Genomic DNA, 17,892 nt, shown 5'->3' on the forward strand with positions numbered 1-17,892 from the left:
CTAGAGTACCGGACTTTATATAAGTAAAGAGTATATGTGCAGATATAAAAAAGTATATGCGCACATATAAAAGAAGAGCACATATATAGGCGTACATGTGCATATATAAAAAGTATATATGTAAAGATTGGTTTATTGTCCACGGAGCTCTTGCTCCACACATAAATTATCTTCAAACAGTAAAAAGCTGCAGCACCGAGATGTTTCCATCAGGTGACTGCAGCTTTTTACATGAACTCATTAATTTGCAATGTTAGGAAAATTTTATAGAAGTTGTTTGCGTAACTGGTTAGTTATACGATTACGCAAGATTGTATTATATAAGTTTCTACAATTAAACTTGTATAGGTAAATAGATTAGGGAATCAATGGTTTATTTGTAGGAAACTGAGGTAATGACAAGGCCCAGGAAGCAATTTGATCAATTAAGGCGTCAAAGTTATGACTGAGGGTTTCAATCTCCTGAAGCGATGCATTGTCTACGTGAATGCCCACGGAAACGGTTACAGTAGTGTTTAGTGCAGTGGCCAATGTGTTGGCCGCGTTTCGGGCAAATTCGTATTCCTTGTGGCCGGGCACGCACAGTACGGAGGCTGTAGCTGTGCGAACTTTTCCGGGTACCCAGCTTTCACAAGCTTGTGCAACGGCGACGGCACCGATGTGTGGCGCCGTGCCACCGCCCAGCATTACGGCAAGATCCGTTCCCAAAAGAATTACTTGCGCATAGATGTAATAGGGGGCGGTACCTTCGATAAACTCTTTATTAATAAGCATAACATTCACTCTTCCTTTTCCGCTTTTACATGCCTTCCCAAGGCACAAATTCTTTGTAATCGATGTCAAATTGCATAAGCACTTTGCCGATAATATGTTGAATTTGCTTTTCCACGGAGTTGGAATTGTTGTAAAAGGTGAGGAGAGGCGGAATGATGGAAACTCCATATTCGGCAAGCTGACTCATGTTTTTTAAATGTACCCGATTGAAAGGCATTTCACGAGGTACGACAACAATTTTACGATTTTCTTTCAGGCAAACATCAGCGGCACGATTTAATAAATTGTCCGCGTAGCCGTTGGCAATACCGGATAAGCTTTTCATGCTGCAAGGGATAATAATCATGCCGTCTGTTTTGAAGGACCCGCTGGAGATCGTGGCCCCCAGATTGGTATTGGCATGAACAACATCTGCTTGTGCCATTACTTCCTCTAAGGTCAGGTTTGTTTCACAGGAAAAGTTTAAAGCCGCTCCTTCAGTGATAATGGCATGCGTTTCTACATTTGGAATTTGGCGCAAGGCTTTTAACATGTAATAACCTAAGATAACGCCGCTGGCTCCTGAGATACCGACAATAAGACGCATAATAAACTCCTTCTTGAATACGTACAATGTTACATAACATATAATGAATCGAATACGACGGAGATGTGTATTACCACAAACCGATAACTTTCCACCAAGGAATCTCGAATACACAGGTAATAAGGAAGAGAACCAATGTGTATGGTAAACCGAATTTAATACATTCTTTTTCGCTGTACATACCGTTTTCTTCACCGGCACCGACGAGGATGGCCAGGTTGTGGAACGGTAAAATAAAGTGAGCGTTAATGGCTGTATAAGCAACCATAACAGGGATGAACGGATTGATGCCCAATGCTTCTGTAAAGGCGAGCATAGCCGGAATTACGATACCCATAACGGCGATAACGCTGCCGAAGCAAAGATGAATCACAATTGCGATTAATGTAACGAAGGCGGCCAGTACAAAGATATTTTCAGGTACGAAGGAAGGCAATAATGTGGAAGCCAACCAGGCGTTCATACCTGTTTGTGCGCCTACGCGGCCGATAGCAACGGCGGCAGTAAGGAAGAGCAAGGTTTGTACCGGAACAGCGCTCCAGCTGGCCGGAGTCAGTACGTCGCCGATTTTTGGCAAGGCCATCATAACCGCGATGAATAAGGTAACCCAGCCGATGTCTACGCCGTGAATGGAGTCGGTCATCCATAAAATAATCGCTAAAATAACCCAGAAGGCGGTGCGTTTTTCAACGCCTTTCATAGGACCGATTTCCGCTCTCTTTTTCGCAATATCATCCTGGTTAATTTGAACCTGTTGTGTCGGTTTGAAAATAACCATAATCATGAGCATGGTTACGATACTGGTTAAAATCATAGGCACGCCCATAACTTTTAACCACATGAGCCAACCCACTTCTACAGGTTGTGCATATTGAGCCGCCAACGGATTGATGGAAGCATCACCGGTTAAGAAAATCATGGATACAGGAATGGATGCGGTAAATACGGTGAAACCGATTTTAATAGCATCTTCCTTAGGCATGTTGGCACTCTTAATAACGACAGCCATAACGGACATAATGAGGAATGCGCGAGGCCATGGATGTGGAATCAAGAGGGACAAGATGAAGGTAAGGGCGAAGATGGAAATAATAATGCTGTTGAAGTTGGTTACATATTTTGAAATGTACCAATACGCGATACGTTCGCCCAGTCCTGATTCTTTTACCGCCGTAGCGATTAAATAGGCACCGATGATGAGGTACATCATGGATGTATTCCAGGTGGAGAAAATCAATGTTTTAGGGGCTACGTTAAATACGGCCAACAGTACCAGATAAAGGCCAGAAATATACCCCGGTTGCGCTACCCCGAATGCCCAGAAGACAACGGTCATCAAGGATAGTGCAAGACAAATGTGGCCGGGCGCTTCCAAATTGGAAATAGGAATAAAGTAAACAATGAGGCCCAGTAAGAGGCCGGTGATTAGCCCGATTAACCGTTTATGTTGTTTCATGTAATCACTCCTAAGTATGGTAATAAAGACCGTGACCGGGATCCTTCTAAGTAGTTTGGCTAAGGTGCCGATGGGATTCCGGTCACTGATCAAAATTAATTATTTGTTGAAGAAATCAGGTAACCATTTAGCAGGATCTACATCCATGAATTTTGCACGATGGAAACGGGCTTTTTCATTGAATGGAATGGTGGCATCGAAAATGGTTTTACATGCAATGCCGTGATCGCGAATGGTGTAGCTGCAGGAAGGGTCGTTGGATGGATCCAATGGATGGCAACGAACGCCCGGAATGTTGATGATATCAATATCACCTTGCATGCGGGTAATCATGGCCCACATTACGTCGCTCAAGTCGAAAATATCTACGTCTTCGTCAACAAGGATAACCTGTTTCAATTCGGAGAAGGCGGAGAAAGCTAACAGAGCGGCCTGACGTTGACGACCTTCATCGGATGGAACGGTTTTCTTGAACTGCATGATAGCGAGGAATTTGCCGCCGCCAGGACGAGCTGCGTATACGTTTTGAAGACGACCAGGCATAGCTTTTTCAACCATGTCGATAATGGATGCTTCAGTAGGAATACCGGCCATGTTAACATGTTCTTCGGATGGTCCGATACAAGTTTGCATGATTGGGTGTTTGCGAGTTGTTACGCATTTTACCTTGATAACAGGAACGGCCGGATTGGCAGGACCGGTGTAGCCCGGGAATTCAGGCATAGCTTTGCCGGTATTGCTGTTGATATCTTCGCGCATGCGTTGGTCAACGACTAATTCACCTTCAATAACGTATTCCGCATTGGCAATACATTTTTCATCGATGGTGAGGCAAGGTGTAAGTTCTACAGCCTGGCCGCGGATAGCGCCGGCAACAGCCAATTCGTTGTATCCGATTGGTGTTGTAGGTGGTTCGAAGCAGGCGCCGATTTCGATAGCAGGGTCAACGCCGATGCTGATGGAAATTGGCAATGGTTTGCCCAAAGCTTCCGCTTTTTCACGGAATGCGCCAAGGTGACGGGCACCTGGAGTGAAGAACATGGTGATTTCGTCTTTTGACTGTAAGCAAAGACGATGGATGGTTACGTCAGATTCGCCGGTTTCAGTGTCGGATGCGTAGCACATACCCAACGTGATGTAAGGGCCTGCATCTTCCGGTGTATTTGTTGGAGCCGGAACGATTTTGCGAATATCGAAGCCCGGATCTGTTGCTTTATAAACTACTTCCTGGCATTTTGCCTTGCTGTTGTCGATAGTGATCGGTTGAATCGGATTTTTAACGGAATCGCGTAGTAAGAAACCGAGTTTATCAGGGGTTGTACCCAATAAAGCGGCTACGCGGGCACGATCGGACAAAACTCCGATAACAACCTTTGCATCAGGATGACCTTTTACATTGTTGAACATCATGGCAGGGCCAAGTTGTGTAGGGCGGGCTACTGTGCCGGCAGCACCTACGTGGCGGTAAACACCGGCCAATTCGGCTGATGGATCAACTTCTACATCAGTCTCTACTAATTGATTAGGTAGTGTTCTGAGTAAATCTAACGCGGAACGTAAGTCAATAACACCATTACTCATAAGAAAAACCTCCTTATACCAACTGTTACAATACGCTTATTCAACGAGGCAGGCATAATTCTTGAAACTGCATCTGCCAGGGGAATAGGTAATATATAAGTGCTTGTGATCACAGTTATAGCGTAATCTGCATAGCAACTATACAGTCAAGAAATATTTTCAAAATTTGTAAAAATTGTAAAATATGTAAATAAAAAGACACTATTCAATTGGTGTGAATTGAATAATGTCTTTTATTTTGAGCGTAATTTAATTCGTTTACATAACTTGCATCATTTCGAAGGTTAGTATGTGTGACTTTCTATCTATATATTAACTTTGCATGGCTTATTCTTACTATGTTTTGTATGGGGGGGATTCTTAATATGTTTAATTATTTTTTTGCCTCATGGACTTCGTGTTTTGGCTGAATTGGAATTTCTAAAAGGCAGAAATCTACATCCTGGTCCTTTTGGTAAAGAGTGGTGTCAAGGAGGCATGTATCGACTACGTCGCTGCAGATCTCGTAATCGTGTTCGTCAATCCAGGCCATGAGTTGTTCAATATATTTTGTTTCGTAAGGCATGCCGTACTTGTAGAGACAGGCGTATTCACCGGCGGGGAGCAAGGTGTAAGGCGTGTCGGATAAAGGCATAACGGGTACAAAGATGCAGCTGTAGGCACCTTCTAAAGGGCGGCCCGCTTTGACGGATTCCATGGTGAAAAAGGAACCGAAGCCGGCGGAAGGTAACAGCTTATGGGCGAAAATATCGCGCCATAACGTCATTAAGGTAAGATGCAGATTTTCCTTACTGATGGGCTGCACATAAGGTTGATAGATAATTTGACGCTCTGCGCGCTCCATAATAAACGGCTCCTGCATGTTCATGCGGCTTACGTCCAAGGTCTCTTCGAACAGACTGATTTGTTGTTGCAGGCGTTTTCGCATCGTGTTAAGTTCCGCAATTTCATCGATGATTTCCTGCTTGCGTCGGCGAAGGAGCTCGAGGCCGTCTTCTATATTCGTCTTATAAATGTAGTCCGTAATATCCTTCAGACTTATACCCATGGCTTTTAAAAAGCAGATTTTTCGTAAAAAAGGAATCTGCTTTCGGCTGTAATAGCGATAGCCGCGGGAATCGGTATAATTTGGTTTGAACAAGCCGATTCGATCGTAATGTATAAGAGTTTGCCGGGAAATGCCGTGAAGCTTGGCCATTTCACTAATAGAAATTAAATGTTCCACAAAAATCACCCGCTTTAATAGACGCCCATATATTGATTTAACGAATAGTGTATAGTAATTATACAACTGTATAGCTACTATACACAAAGTGTTTTGTAAAAAAAACTTACAAAGACTTGACTTGAAGTTAGCTCAAAGTCGTATACTAGTATCAGTAAAATATATCTAATGTAAAAATAAAGTAATACAGCATTATAAAGAAACTTATTTTAAAGAGTAAACGTTAATTTGTTATAACAGAGGTGATACTATGACCATAAAAGAAGTAGCTGAAAAATTTGATATTTCTACGGATACATTGCGTTACTACGAACGCATCGGTTTGATTCCGGAAGTACCGCGCACAGCATCGGGTATTCGCGACTTTGACGAAGTAACTATCAAATGGGTAGAATTTGCCCTATGCTTCAAAAAAGCCGGTGTTCCGTTAGAAGGCATCGTAGAATATGTGAAATTGGCATTGCAAGGTACGGGCACAGAACCGGCTCGCCGCGAAATCCTCGTGGAAACACGCGACAACCTGTTGGAGAAACTGGAAGAAATTAACTCCTGCTTGGAACTCCTGAACCATAAAATCGATGTGGTGTATAAAGACTGCAATGCACATACACAGCAGCTCGTTGATGACTGGAAAGCGAGTCAGCGTTAAAAATATTCTTTCACAATATCGACTAATAAGCTAGTGTTGCAGCCACAACGTATTATGACGTAATGCCAAAAATTTCCCCACGTAGCGCCATTGTGTTACAATGAAGCACTCCTGTGGGGAATTTTTTTGCATAAGAAACATATACTAACCTGTGCATTACAACACTAGCTTTAAACGGACATTGCAAATAGAATATTTTTAACGCTGAGGAGGGAGGAGGAAAAGACTCCTTTCATAGCGCCATTGTTTAATAATGAAGCACTCCTGTGGAGCTATCTTTTTGTCTTTTTATCATCATACAGCAACCTATTTTCTGCCATACATTTTTGAGAGCCCCTGTGCTGAAACGAGAAAATTTTTAACGCTGGGGAGGGGGAGAGATATTTTTCTTCCCCGGTCGTTGTTTAAAGTATTGGGCTTGTAACACGGATATTGCTATGATGCACAATGGATTATAAAAGAGCCTATATCTTCTATGTTATCTTAGTTTTTAGGTTTTGAAGTAAGTTGGCGGTTGATTTAATATACCGAACTATATAGAAAGGTCCTATACCTTCTGTAGCATCCCTTTTGCTGCTTGACAGCTGGGTGCAAGGAAGGTATAGGACCTTTTTGGTTATGTAATTAGAGGCTACAGCTTACATCAAAATAGTATGAATTACTTTGATTCAGAGAAGGAATAGGCTCTTTTAAATATACTGTGGGTTACGCCCAATACTTTAAATTCTTAGTCCTTCATCTTCGTCTGCCGTTACTTCCACAATCTCCCCCGCCGCACGGCGTGATTCGATCAAATCGGCGCCCCAATCGGACATTTGGCCTAATATATGACGGAGGCTCTGGCCTCGTTCGCTCAAGCTATATTCTACACGGGGCGGTACTTCGTTATACACGGTGCGTGTAATAATGCCCGCATCTTCCAGTTCGCGAAGTTGGAGGGTGAGTACGCGTTGCGATATACCGGGCATCAATCGTCTGAGTTCGCCGGTGCGCAAGGTACCATGACCTAAATGGCAAAGAATGGATAATTTCCATTTGCCTGTGATGGCTTCTAAGGTAGCCTCAATGGCTAAATGATATAAATTTCGCAAAAATTTTTCACCTCCAAAATATTGAATATACCTAAATTGTAACATTTTTGTTCCTATAGTACAAAAAAGTGCTGTCTTTTCAGTCATAAAGCCATGTTCTATAATGGCAATTGTTACAAGACCTGTAAGTAAAGTGACACGGTTACAGGATCAGTTTTTAAAATATAATTTTATAGATACATGTTAGCGTATAAATAGTAACTGGAGGAATTGATATAGAATGGATAAAACGAAATTGGCGCTCATTGCGCTGGCGATGATGTTTTTCGGCACAGGCATTACGGAGTTTATTCCCGTAGGGCTCTTGCCAATGTTTTCACAGGAATTTGGTGTCAGTTTATCGGAGGCGGGCTCCACGGTTTCGCTCTATGCTTTTGGTGTTGCTGTTGGCGGCGTGATTTTAACGTCATTGACTGCACAGATAAATCGTAAGCGAATCTTGGTAGGCGGCGTTGCGTTGTTCTTGCTCGGCCATATCGTAATGGCTATGGCCCAATCATTTGCATGGTTGTTAGCCGGCCGCATCATGGCGGCAGCAGCTCACGGGCTCTTCTTCGCTATCGCCTCATCTGTGGCAGTCAGTTTAGTGCCACCAACAAAGAGTGCCGGTGCGATTGCCTTTATTTTTAGCGGATTCACTATTGCCACAGCCTTTGCCGTGCCACTGGGAACTTATCTTAGTGCCTTTTTCAGTTGGCGCCTTCCCTTCTGGGGCGTAGTGGCCGTATCTATCTTTACGTTATGGCTCAATTGGCGATACATTCCGAATGATGCGGGGCATATAGGGAATGTAGGAAGTGCAGGAGAAGCAGGAAATGCGGAGGACACAGGGACTGCAGGGCGCGTAGGCAATGCGAGTATTGCGGACCATGGAGGAAGTACGCCAAGTTGGCGCGATCAATGGAAGTTGGTTACAACTCCACAGATTGTTTTGTCCTTAGTGATTACGGTGCTAGGCTATGGCGGAACCTTTGCTACATTCACTTATTTATCTCCCATTTTACAAGACATTACGAAAATCAGTGCGTCTACGGTCAGCCTTGTGCTTATCATGTATGGTGTAATGATAGCCATTGGAAATTATTTGGGCGGACGCTTTGGAAATAATGACCCGCTTAAGGCATTGTTATATACATTTATTGTACAAGGGCTTATTTTATTGGCGTTCTATTTTACAGCCGGTTCGGCAGTGCCAGCTATTATTACTGTAGCAGGTATGGGACTTCTGGCCTTTATGAGTGTTCCTATGTTGCAGGCCAATATTATGTTGCTGGCGAAACGATACGTACCGAATGCTGTAGACTTGGCGTCTTCGTTAAATATTGCCGGTTTCAGTGGCGGCATTATGTTGGGTGCTATTTTAGGCGGCTTTGTCATTGATTGGGCCGGCCTCGAATATACTGCGTTAGCCGCAGCCTTCATGGTAGGACTAAGCGTGGTGCTTACCTTTGGCTTCGTAGTGTCCGAAGCTAAGGCACGACGAAACAGCCACACAGGTGATGCTGTGGAATTAAGCGATGATTCGTTAGTGTTTGACAAGCAATAATTTGTTTTTTTGACGGAAAGGATGTTATGTATGAAAGAAATTAATGTAAAAGAATTGCAATTGAACCCTATGACGCTAATCTCAGACGGTTGGATGTTGATTACGGCGGGGAATGAAGGGAACGGCTTTAACACAATGACCGCCAGCTGGGGCCATATGGGCGCCATTTGGGGCACGAACAAAGGCCTGCCAACAGCGACAGTATATATTCGCCCGTCCCGATTCACGAAAGAATTTGTAGAACGGGAAGAGTATTTTACATTGTCTTTCTTTGGAAATGAGTATAAACGCCAACTGGCTTATCTCGGCACGCATTCCGGACGGGATGAAGATAAAGTAGCTAAAGTGGGATTGGAACCGGTATTCGACGGAAATACAACGTACTTTAAAGAAGCTGATTTAGTACTGGTGTGCCGCAAAATTTATAAAGCTCCACTCGTTGAAGAAGGCTTCTTGGATCAATCCTTGATTACGGAAAACTATCCGGAACGAGATTTTCACACCATGTACATTGGGGAAATAAAGAAGGTTCTTGTAAAAGACTGAGTGTAGTTGATGGAATCGGATATATTGTTTTCTCGACTAATGATGCGCGGACTTTTAAAATAGGTTAAAATGATGCATAATAGTAAATATTAGGCGTTAACATTTATAATTCACCGATTATATTTAAACGATTATAATTCAACGCCTATATTTAAACTATTATTTTTTAACTATTATGCTTTAACTATTATGCTTTAACTATTATGTTTTAACGATTACATTTATAGTGACTATTTTAAAATGACTATTTTATTATCCTCATAGTAAGGTAAGAACGCGTATGAATAAGAAGGAAAAACGACGCCAAGGACTGCTGTCTATATTAAGTCAAACTACAACACCGCTGACCGGTGAAGTGTTGGCTCAGAGTTATGGAGTGACCCGTCAAGTTATTGTAAATGATATGGCCGCGCTCCGTGATGCGGGGTATCCCATTCAATCAACGGTAAAAGGTTATGAAATCAGCAAAGTTTCAACGGAAGGGATTTTGCGAACTATAACCTGCCGTCATACACCGGAAGATACACTGACGGAATTGCATACGATTATTGAATTGGGCGGGATGGTTCACAATGTATCAGTGACCCATGACGTATATGGCAATTTGACCGCGCCGTTACCTATAAAAACAGAGGCGGATATAGAAGGCTTTTTAAATAAACAAAAAAATTCCGCCAGCGGTTTGTTATCCAAATTAAATAACGGACTGCATACACATCTAATTGAAGCGCCTACCTTGGAGGCTATGGAGCGTATTATTAAAACATTACAAGAACTACATATAGTAATAGCACCGGACGAATAACAGTCCGGTGTTTTTATTTGCCCGAATCCTTTTTAAGATTTCAAAAACACCTTGCTATCTGCCGTTTCTTGCTGTATATTAAGAAAAGTATACACATTAAATAACTGTATACTTTTGACGGGTATAGAACTATAGGGGATGACTTGATGATTATTGATGAATTAAACAGGATGAAACCGAATCGTTTCCACTACAAATTGTTGCTCATTGCCGGAATCGGCTGGGCGTTTGACGCTATGGATACGGGCATTATTTCTTTTATCATGCCCGTATTGACCAAGGAATGGCAACTCACCGGTACGGAAATCGGCATGCTTGGCAGCATAGGACTTTTAGGTATGGCCATCGGTGCCATATTGGGCGGAGCCTTAGCCGATCATCTGGGGCGTAAAAAAATCATTACGTGGACCATGTTGCTTTATGGGGTTGCTACGGCTTTGTCAGCGGTGGCACCGAACTACGATTTTTTGTTGTTCTGCCGTTTATTGGTCGGTCTTGGATTGGGCGGTGAACTCCCTGTAGTGGCCACGTTAATTACTGAATATTCGCCGCAGGACTCCCGCGGCCGTTTCATCGTAATGTTGGAAAGCTTCTGGGCCATCGGCTGGCTTTTGGCAGCCCTTATCGCCTATCTCATCATTCCTCACTACGGCTGGCGTATCGGCTTGGCCATCGGGGCATTGCCGGCTCTCTATACCGGTGTCATTCGATCCCATATGCCGGAATCCTTACGCTATTTAATTAAGCAGAAAAAACTGGACCAGCTAAATGCAACTATCGGTCAAATTGAAACAGCGACTCAGGTGCCACTCACACGATGCACCGAAGAGGAATTACAGGCCTTAACGTCCGACTCTGCCCGCACAGGCCTGAGCACGCTTTGGAGCAAACAGTATGCCCTGCGTACCTGCATGCTGTGGATTACCTGGTTCGGTATTGTTTTCAGTTACTACGGGATTTTCATGTGGCTCCCGTCCTTAATTTACCAACAAGGTTTTACCATTATAAAATCATTTGAGTATCTGTTGATTATGACCTTGGCACAGTTCCCCGGCTATATTTCAGCGGCTTACTTGGTCGACAAAATCGGACGCCGCTATACGTTGTCGCTCTATCTTCTGTGCAGCGGCATCAGCAGCTATTTCTTTGGACATGCGGGATCTGAAATAATGTTACTGGCTTCGGGCATTTGTATGTCATTTTTTAATTTGGGCGCCTGGGGCGTTATTTATACATACACACCGGAATTGTATCCTACAGAAATTCGAGGCCTTGGATCCGGTTGGGCAGCCGGCGTCGGTCGTATCGGTGGTATCATCGCACCTATGCTGGTAGGTGTCCTCCTATCCCATCAAATGCACATGGACGCTATTTTTTACCTCTTCGCCTCCGTCTTTGTCATCATTTCACTGGTAGTACTAAGCTTCGGGAAAGAAAGCAAGAAACAGGCCCTAGAGGGTATAAAATAAAACGCCCCACTAGGCCTTTCAGCTAATCGCTCATCACAGACGTCCCTTTTGAACGCGACTTTCATCTGTAGTTCGGAGGGAGTAAGCATTTCCTTGTGGAGGACCGGATAGTTTAAAATAAGTAGTGCGTAATCCGGAAAAGGTCCAATGCTTTGTGTGAGATTATAGAGGAATACTTAAAAGTTTTGGCGTAATCCGAATGTTGCCAGTATTAAAAATACAAATATAAAAAAGGCTTATACCTTCTGAAGCATCCCTTTTGCTGCTTGACAGCTGGGTGCAAGGAAGGTATAAGCTTTTTTATTTATATGATTAAAAATTTCGAATTACGCTCAAAACTTAAGAGTACCTTGGTAATCTTAAAGGTATTGGACCTTTGGTTTATAAATTAGCGATTATTTTAAATCTTTCAATAATGCAACAAGGTAAGTGTAAATCCGATCTACAGAAGAAAGACTTACGCGTTCTTGCGGCGTATGTGCATGAGTGATAGTTGGGCCAAAGCTGATCATTTCAGTGTTAGGCATAACGGCTTTCAAAAGACCGCATTCGAGGCCTGCATGGATAGCTGTTACTAATGGTTTTTGGCCGGTAACTTGTTCGTAGATGGCTACGGACTGTTCTTCCAAGGCACTGCCGGCTTCGTATTCCCAAGCAGGGTAGGAGCCGTCCACTTTAATTGGCAATCCTAAGGTGCTTGCCAATAATTGGAATTTGCGAACAAGGAAATCCATGGAACTGGCGGACATGCTGCGAATGGACACGGAAATGTTGATGGTGTGTTCTGTTTCTTTAATGATGGCAATGTTGTTACTTGTTTCTACAAGGCCTGTTAAGGCATGGTTCATAGCGAATACGCCGTTAGGAGCCAAGTATAAGAATGTCAATAAAGATTCAGCAGTGTCGCCGCCATATACAGTGTCAGGCATAGTGCCGTCGCTGATTAGAATATCGATGTTTTCATCTTGTGGAGTGTATTCGTGACGGTATGCTTTAATTTTGGAATGAATCCAGTTTGTTACCGGTGTTACGTCAGCTTCATTTACTAAAATAGTAGCGGAACCTACGCGTGGAATGGCGTTGTGTTTGGTACCGCCTTCGAAGTTGGCTAATTGGAAGTTGTACTGACCGGCTAATTCATAAAGCAAACGACCTAAAATTTGGTTGCCGTTAGCACGTTCTTTTTTGATTTCAATGCCGGAATGACCGCCCAAGAAACCGTTGATGGTTAAGGTAAGGGCATGATTGAAACGAGTGTCCACATTGTCGCGGAGGCGTGGAATTTCTACTGTTACACGGCAACCGCCGGCGCAACTTACTACGAATTCCCCTTCTTCTTCGGTATCGATGTTGAGGAGGTATTTGCCTTCGATTTGGCCTTCTTTAATAGCTAACGCACCATCCATGCCGGTTTCTTCGGATGTAGTGAAGAGGCATGTCATAGGGCCGTGAACTACAGTTGGATCATCTAAAATCGCCAAAGACATAGCCACAGCAATGCCGTTGTCGGCGCCGAGGGTTGTTTCGTTGGCATGGAGCCAATCGCCGTTGATAATATGTTCAATCGGATCTTTTGTAAAATCGTGAGTGGATGCGTCGCTCTTTTCACAAACCATATCCATATGGCCTTGTAAAATAATAGCAGGACGGTCTTCATAACCGGGGGTAGCCGGTTTTTTTATAATAACATTGAGGGCCTCGTCTTGTTGTACATCCAGGTTCCGTTCTTTTGCAAAGCTTACCAGCCAGTCGCTGACAGCTTTTTCATTACCGGAACCGCGAGGGATTTGATTCATTTGTTCAAAATACGTAATTGTTTTGTTGTTGCTCATACCAGCACCTCATTTAATAAATTCTTATTGTGATGAAATACTCTATAAAAACGCTCTACACCTATACTAACATATTTGTATTGATTTGTGAAAAAGAGGATTTGTTTGTTATAATTTTATTAGGATTTATTGAAAAAATTGAAATTAGAAAATAACTGGATGATGGATAGAGTAAGATATCAGAGGAGGCTATTATGTATTCAACAAAATTAGTGATTATCGGCACCGGTGGCACCATTGCCGGGCAGAGTACAGCCGCCCAGGATTTGACCGGATATCACGCCGGGGAGCTGTCAGTGGAGACGCTGGTGGCATCCGTACCGGGTTTGGATCAGTACGGACCTTTTGAGAGTTATCAATTTTGTAACATAGACAGTTCGTCCTTGACCGAGGAACACTGGCTCGGCTTGTCTCGCTGTGTGCAGTCTTATGTAGACCGCGATGATGTGGGCGCCGTGTTGATTACGCATGGCACGGATACGATGGAAGAAACAGCGTATTTCCTTCAGCTTACTGTAAAAACAGACAAGCCGGTTGTTCTGACCGGGGCCATGCGACCTGCATCGGCTATCAGTGCGGAAGGACCGCTCAATCTATTGCAGGCGGCGCAGACCGCCCGTTCCGAAGAGGCGGGGCAGATGGGCGTACTTGTTGTATTAAACGGCGCTATTAATGGCGCCCGTGAGGTGCACAAGGCGCACACAACAGCGGTGGAAACCTTCGAAAGTCCTTACTTCGGGCATATCGGCTTTGTGCAGGAAGGGGTGGCGCGTTTTTACTATAAACCACTTCGCGCTCACACATGGCACAGCCGTTTTGCACCGCTGAGTATTTCCGAATTGCCATTGGTTGTTTCCCTGACACTTTATGCGGATATTCCGGGCGATTTGCTTCGCAAGGTGTTGGAGCTGAAACCGAAAGGAGTGGTCCTTGGCGGCCTCGGTCATGGCAATATGCCGCAATCCATTGAAAATTGGGTGAGTAACTTGGACATTCCCGTTGTAAGAGCGTCCCGTACGGGCAGCGGCATGGTGTCCGTCAGTCAAAGTGCAAGTCCGAAATTCCTCGTGAGTGACACCTTATCGCCGCAGAAAGCGCGCATTCTTTTGATGCTAGGCCTCACACAGACCGATAAGAAAGAAGAACTGCAGGAACTGTTTTATACGTATTAATATAAAAAACACAGGAACTGAAGGCAGGAACTGTTAGATATATTATTATAAAAGAAGAGGTGCAGGATCTAGAGGTAGGGGAGCCGCCCTCCGGTAGTTTGCTACATATGGACAAAAAAATACCGGAAGACTGATGCTTCCGATATTTGATGAATTAACTAGCTATTTTTCTTGCAAGGCTTTGCATGTGCGATTGTTTTCCAACGCGCGATTCATAGCGAGGCGAACGGTTTTGGCCAAGGTGTCGCCGAATTGTGAGAATGTACCTGCATCGGTTAAAATAGGACCGTTTGTGTCGATGGTAAAAATAATGCCGTCCGTAGCGGTGCCTGATGCAGGATGCGTGCCGGCCTGATTTAAAATGTTGTTTTCCCAGAGCGCGATGGTTTTCGCTTCCGTAATGGTAATGAGGGCCTTTGTCATGGCTCCGTCCGTTAATGCCTGATTCGTAAAGACGAGCAGGTTAATGGTGTGAGGTTCGCGGAACTGGCCGTCCGATTCTTTGTAATAGAAACCGTCACCGGCACGGTGGGCCGTTTGGTCATAACCGGCCGTGGCGATAACCTCTACGATGATGTCGTCGGAAGTAACAGCCGCATAAGCGTGCCATTCCATGGAGGCGCTGGTGATGAGGCCGGTGCAGAAATTGAGCGGATAATCTTCCTGTTCAAATTCAAGGCTTAAATATTCAGCCACTGAGCCGCCGGGCAATTCTTTTTCCGTATTGACGAAAAAGTTGAGCTGCTGATTGCGCAGTGCCAAGGTATGGTGGAAACCACCGTTAAAAGGACTGGTGCTCAAGCTGTAATGCACATCGTCAAAGGCCACAACCAAAGCCGATTTTGTACAGTTTACGTAACCGCCTACAGCCAGTTGAGCCGGTGCTTTATATGGATTTGTGGGAATTGTATTATTATGAGATTGAAAATGACCGGAGTCATTTGTATGATTGGTTTGTGTCATGTGAATCTCCTGTAAATATCTGGCAGAATCGTTTAAAATAAAGGTATCTTCATATATGCTTTATACATATTTGTTAAAAGTATCATATGTTCTCTATATTAAATAATTTTTCTAAAATTGTCATTATCTTTATGATTGAGTTTCAAAGTATTATTTGAATGATTGAGTTTCAATGCATTATTTGAGTTAAAAAGAAAAGGAGACGAAGTATGTTAATTGCAAGTGTAAGTGCCAACTCGGTAACATCGACAGTTGAGTCGCAGGTAGCTAACGGAGCTTCCTATGTAGACAAATTTATTAATTTCGCCATTGAACATGGACCGGCTATTTTAATGGCCTTGATTATATTCTTTATCGGTACCTATATTGCCCGGTTCTTCCGTGACTTTTCCATTCGTGTTATGAACCGCGCCAGCTATGATCACACGGTTATATCCTTTGTGAGTCAGATCGTGTACTATGGCCTCATGGCGATAGTGCTCTTAACGGCGCTTAACTCTGCCGGATTCCCAACTACATCCTTATTGGCTGCCTTTGGTGCGTTAGGTTTGGCTATCGGCCTTTCCTTGCAGAGCAACCTGGCAAACTTTGCATCCGGTCTTTTGATTTTAATTTTCAAACCATTCCGTGCAGGGGATAATATTACTGTAGGTTCCGTGACCGGTATTGTAAAAAGCATCCATTTTATGAACACCATGATCGTAACGAAAGAGTTGCGCACTGTGTTTATTCCTAACTCCATGCTTACATCTCAGCAGGTTACGAACAGCACATACAATGATACTCGTATCGTACCGTTTGTATTCGACGTAGGTTATAACAATGACCATCATCAGGCCATTGCCGTGCTTCGTGAGATTTTCGAAAATGACGAACGCGTAGTTAATCGTGAAACTGTTGAAATCGGGATTTCCGAATTCGGTGATAACTCTGTACGCATTGCGGCGTATCCAATTGTTCAAAACGGCGATTACTTAGGCGTATTTTATGACACCATGTCTGCTGTAAAAGATAAATTTGACGAAAATAATATCGACATCCCTTACCCACAACGTGTGGTTCATGTGGAACATATTCGCGGCGGTTTGGATGAAAGCAAGTCTCCGCTTGGCGATGTGAGTCAATATGTAAAATAAGGGCTGCCAAGGGAGATTGCAAAAGTAGTTGCGTCTGTGATTGGAAACAGAGTTGAAAGTAAGCATGTATAAGAGGTGAGTTTGTGCGTTTGAATTGGAAGAGTCTTCGAGGGACTCTGTGCAGTGCCTTAGTGTTGGGCGGTATTTTGTTGACCGGCGTAAGCACACCGGTGTATGGGGCCGGGGAATTGAAGGTGCCCACGTACAGCGCGGAAGCGGCTGTCCTTATGGAAGCCGAAACGGGGCGGATTTTCGTGGCGCGCAATGAAGAAAAGCGCATGAATCCGGCCAGTACGACCAAGATGGTAACGCTGTTGACGGCGTTACAGGAACGAGGCACGCGATTAGACGAATTGGCTACAATTTCGCCATATGCCACATCCATGGAAGAATCCAATCTGGGTGTAAAACTGGGCGATCAGCTGCCGCTGCAGGCCGTGGCGGAAGGCATGATGGTGGCCAGCGGTAATGATGCGGCCGTTGTTGTGGCGGAAGCGGTGAGCGGCTCTGTATATCGTTTTTCGCTGGCTATGAATGAAGTGGCGAAGCAGGCAGGGGCGACGAACAGTCATTTTTTAAATCCTCATGGATTGACACAGGCCGGCCACTACAGCACGGCGCTGGATTTGGCGCGCATTGCCGCCTATGGCATGCGCATTCCTATGTTCCGCGACATGGTGGGCTATGATTATTATAAGGTAAATTACCAAAATCGGGCGCCTGTAACAGTGCGGACGACGAACCATTTTGTCCGTAGCGGTTATCCCGGAGCTAACGGTCTTAAAACCGGTTACACTGAAGCGGCCGGCGACTGCCTCATTGCATCGGCAACGCGCAACGGTCATACGTTGATTGTGGTGCTCCTCAATGACGATGAACGCTGGACTGATGCACCGGCGTTGCTGGATTATGGATTTGCCTTGTTAGATACAGAATCGTAATAGAATAATTGATGCAAATTAGCAATTTGTAGGGGCGGTTTCTGCTTATCGTTTTACGTTGTTAATTTGTGTTAGCAGTTAGTAAGTTTAAGTTAGTTTTGTGTTAGTAGTTTAGAGTAT

16 protein-coding genes are annotated in these 17,892 nt (G+C 44.0%); 8 read left to right on the forward strand and 8 right to left on the reverse strand.

All coding sequences use genetic code 11. The features are described from left to right. Positions 1-357 precede the first annotated feature (357 nt). From KHZ77_RS04505 to KHZ77_RS04525, 5 genes are all read right to left on the reverse strand, one after another. The gene (locus tag KHZ77_RS04505) at positions 358-774 is read right to left on the reverse strand and encodes a hypothetical protein (protein ID WP_295196140.1); all 417 of its coding nucleotides are present in this window, start codon (positions 772-774) and stop codon (positions 358-360) included. A 25-nt stretch (positions 775-799) separates the two neighbouring features. After that, positions 800-1,360 (reverse strand): UbiX family flavin prenyltransferase, encoded by a 561-nt coding sequence (locus KHZ77_RS04510; RefSeq protein ID WP_295196142.1) that lies wholly within the window; start codon positions 1,358-1,360, stop codon positions 800-802. 70 nt (positions 1,361-1,430) lie between these two features. After that, entirely contained in the window at positions 1,431-2,816 is a 1,386-nt protein-coding gene (locus KHZ77_RS04515) for an SLC13 family permease (protein ID WP_295196144.1), read from the reverse strand. Between the two features lie 99 nt (positions 2,817-2,915). Further along, positions 2,916-4,397 carry a UbiD family decarboxylase gene (locus KHZ77_RS04520; protein ID WP_295196146.1) on the reverse strand — a complete coding sequence of 494 codons (1,482 nt, stop codon included), beginning with the start codon at positions 4,395-4,397 and terminating at the stop codon, positions 2,916-2,918. A 373-nt stretch (positions 4,398-4,770) separates the two neighbouring features. Continuing rightward, on the reverse strand, positions 4,771-5,622 hold the full coding sequence (locus KHZ77_RS04525) for a MerR family transcriptional regulator (RefSeq protein WP_295196148.1): 852 nt from the start codon (positions 5,620-5,622) through the stop codon (positions 4,771-4,773). A gap of 250 nt (positions 5,623-5,872) precedes the next feature. Here KHZ77_RS04525 and KHZ77_RS04530 point away from each other — a divergent pair, with 250 nt between their 5' ends. Beyond that, the gene (locus KHZ77_RS04530) at positions 5,873-6,271 is read left to right on the forward strand and encodes a MerR family transcriptional regulator (RefSeq protein WP_295196150.1); all 399 of its coding nucleotides are present in this window, start codon (positions 5,873-5,875) and stop codon (positions 6,269-6,271) included. Between the two features lie 719 nt (positions 6,272-6,990). Here KHZ77_RS04530 and KHZ77_RS04535 read toward each other — a convergent pair. Continuing rightward, positions 6,991-7,362: a helix-turn-helix domain-containing protein gene (locus KHZ77_RS04535; RefSeq protein ID WP_295196152.1), complete on the reverse strand. Its 372-nt coding sequence runs from the start codon at positions 7,360-7,362 to the stop codon at positions 6,991-6,993. 220 nt (positions 7,363-7,582) lie between these two features. Between KHZ77_RS04535 and KHZ77_RS04540 the strand changes: the two genes are divergently transcribed. The 4 genes from KHZ77_RS04540 to KHZ77_RS04555 all read left to right on the forward strand — a co-directional run bounded on the left by KHZ77_RS04540 (position 7,583) and on the right by KHZ77_RS04555 (position 11,728). Continuing rightward, positions 7,583-8,908 (forward strand): MFS transporter, encoded by a 1,326-nt coding sequence (locus KHZ77_RS04540; protein ID WP_295196154.1) that lies wholly within the window; start codon positions 7,583-7,585, stop codon positions 8,906-8,908. A 30-nt stretch (positions 8,909-8,938) separates the two neighbouring features. Further along, a complete protein-coding gene (locus KHZ77_RS04545) occupies positions 8,939-9,454 on the forward strand; it encodes a flavin reductase (RefSeq protein ID WP_295196155.1) in 516 nt (171 codons plus the stop codon). A 280-nt stretch (positions 9,455-9,734) separates the two neighbouring features. Continuing rightward, positions 9,735-10,259, forward strand: a complete 525-nt coding sequence (locus KHZ77_RS04550) for a transcription repressor NadR (protein WP_295196157.1) — start codon at positions 9,735-9,737, stop codon at positions 10,257-10,259. Positions 10,260-10,405: 146 nt separating this feature from the next. After that, positions 10,406-11,728: an MFS transporter gene (locus KHZ77_RS04555; RefSeq protein ID WP_295196158.1), complete on the forward strand. Its 1,323-nt coding sequence runs from the start codon at positions 10,406-10,408 to the stop codon at positions 11,726-11,728. Positions 11,729-12,123: 395 nt separating this feature from the next. Here KHZ77_RS04555 and KHZ77_RS04560 read toward each other — a convergent pair whose 3' ends face one another. Next, the gene (locus KHZ77_RS04560) at positions 12,124-13,560 is read right to left on the reverse strand and encodes an aminoacyl-histidine dipeptidase (protein WP_295196160.1); all 1,437 of its coding nucleotides are present in this window, start codon (positions 13,558-13,560) and stop codon (positions 12,124-12,126) included. 194 nt (positions 13,561-13,754) lie between these two features. On the opposite strand from KHZ77_RS04560, the gene KHZ77_RS04565 reads away from it, so the two are divergent. Further along, positions 13,755-14,732 carry an asparaginase gene (locus KHZ77_RS04565; protein ID WP_295196162.1) on the forward strand — a complete coding sequence of 326 codons (978 nt, stop codon included), beginning with the start codon at positions 13,755-13,757 and terminating at the stop codon, positions 14,730-14,732. Positions 14,733-14,894: 162 nt separating this feature from the next. Here the strand turns inward: KHZ77_RS04565 and KHZ77_RS04570 are convergent, their stop codons facing one another. After that, positions 14,895-15,638, reverse strand: coding sequence for an adenosylcobinamide amidohydrolase (locus KHZ77_RS04570; protein WP_295196308.1), 744 nt, complete (start codon positions 15,636-15,638; stop codon positions 14,895-14,897). A 266-nt stretch (positions 15,639-15,904) separates the two neighbouring features. Here KHZ77_RS04570 and KHZ77_RS04575 point away from each other — a divergent pair, with 266 nt between their 5' ends. Further along, positions 15,905-16,831, forward strand: a complete 927-nt coding sequence (locus KHZ77_RS04575; RefSeq protein WP_295196164.1) for a mechanosensitive ion channel domain-containing protein — start codon at positions 15,905-15,907, stop codon at positions 16,829-16,831. 83 nt (positions 16,832-16,914) lie between these two features. Continuing rightward, entirely contained in the window at positions 16,915-17,772 is an 858-nt protein-coding gene (locus tag KHZ77_RS04580) for a serine hydrolase (protein ID WP_295196165.1), read from the forward strand. The last annotated feature ends 120 nt before the right edge of the window (positions 17,773-17,892 follow it).

Origin of the sequence: Veillonella sp., from assembly GCF_018364065.1 — a bacterium.
Classification (GTDB): Bacteria; Bacillota; Negativicutes; order Veillonellales; family Veillonellaceae; genus Veillonella_A.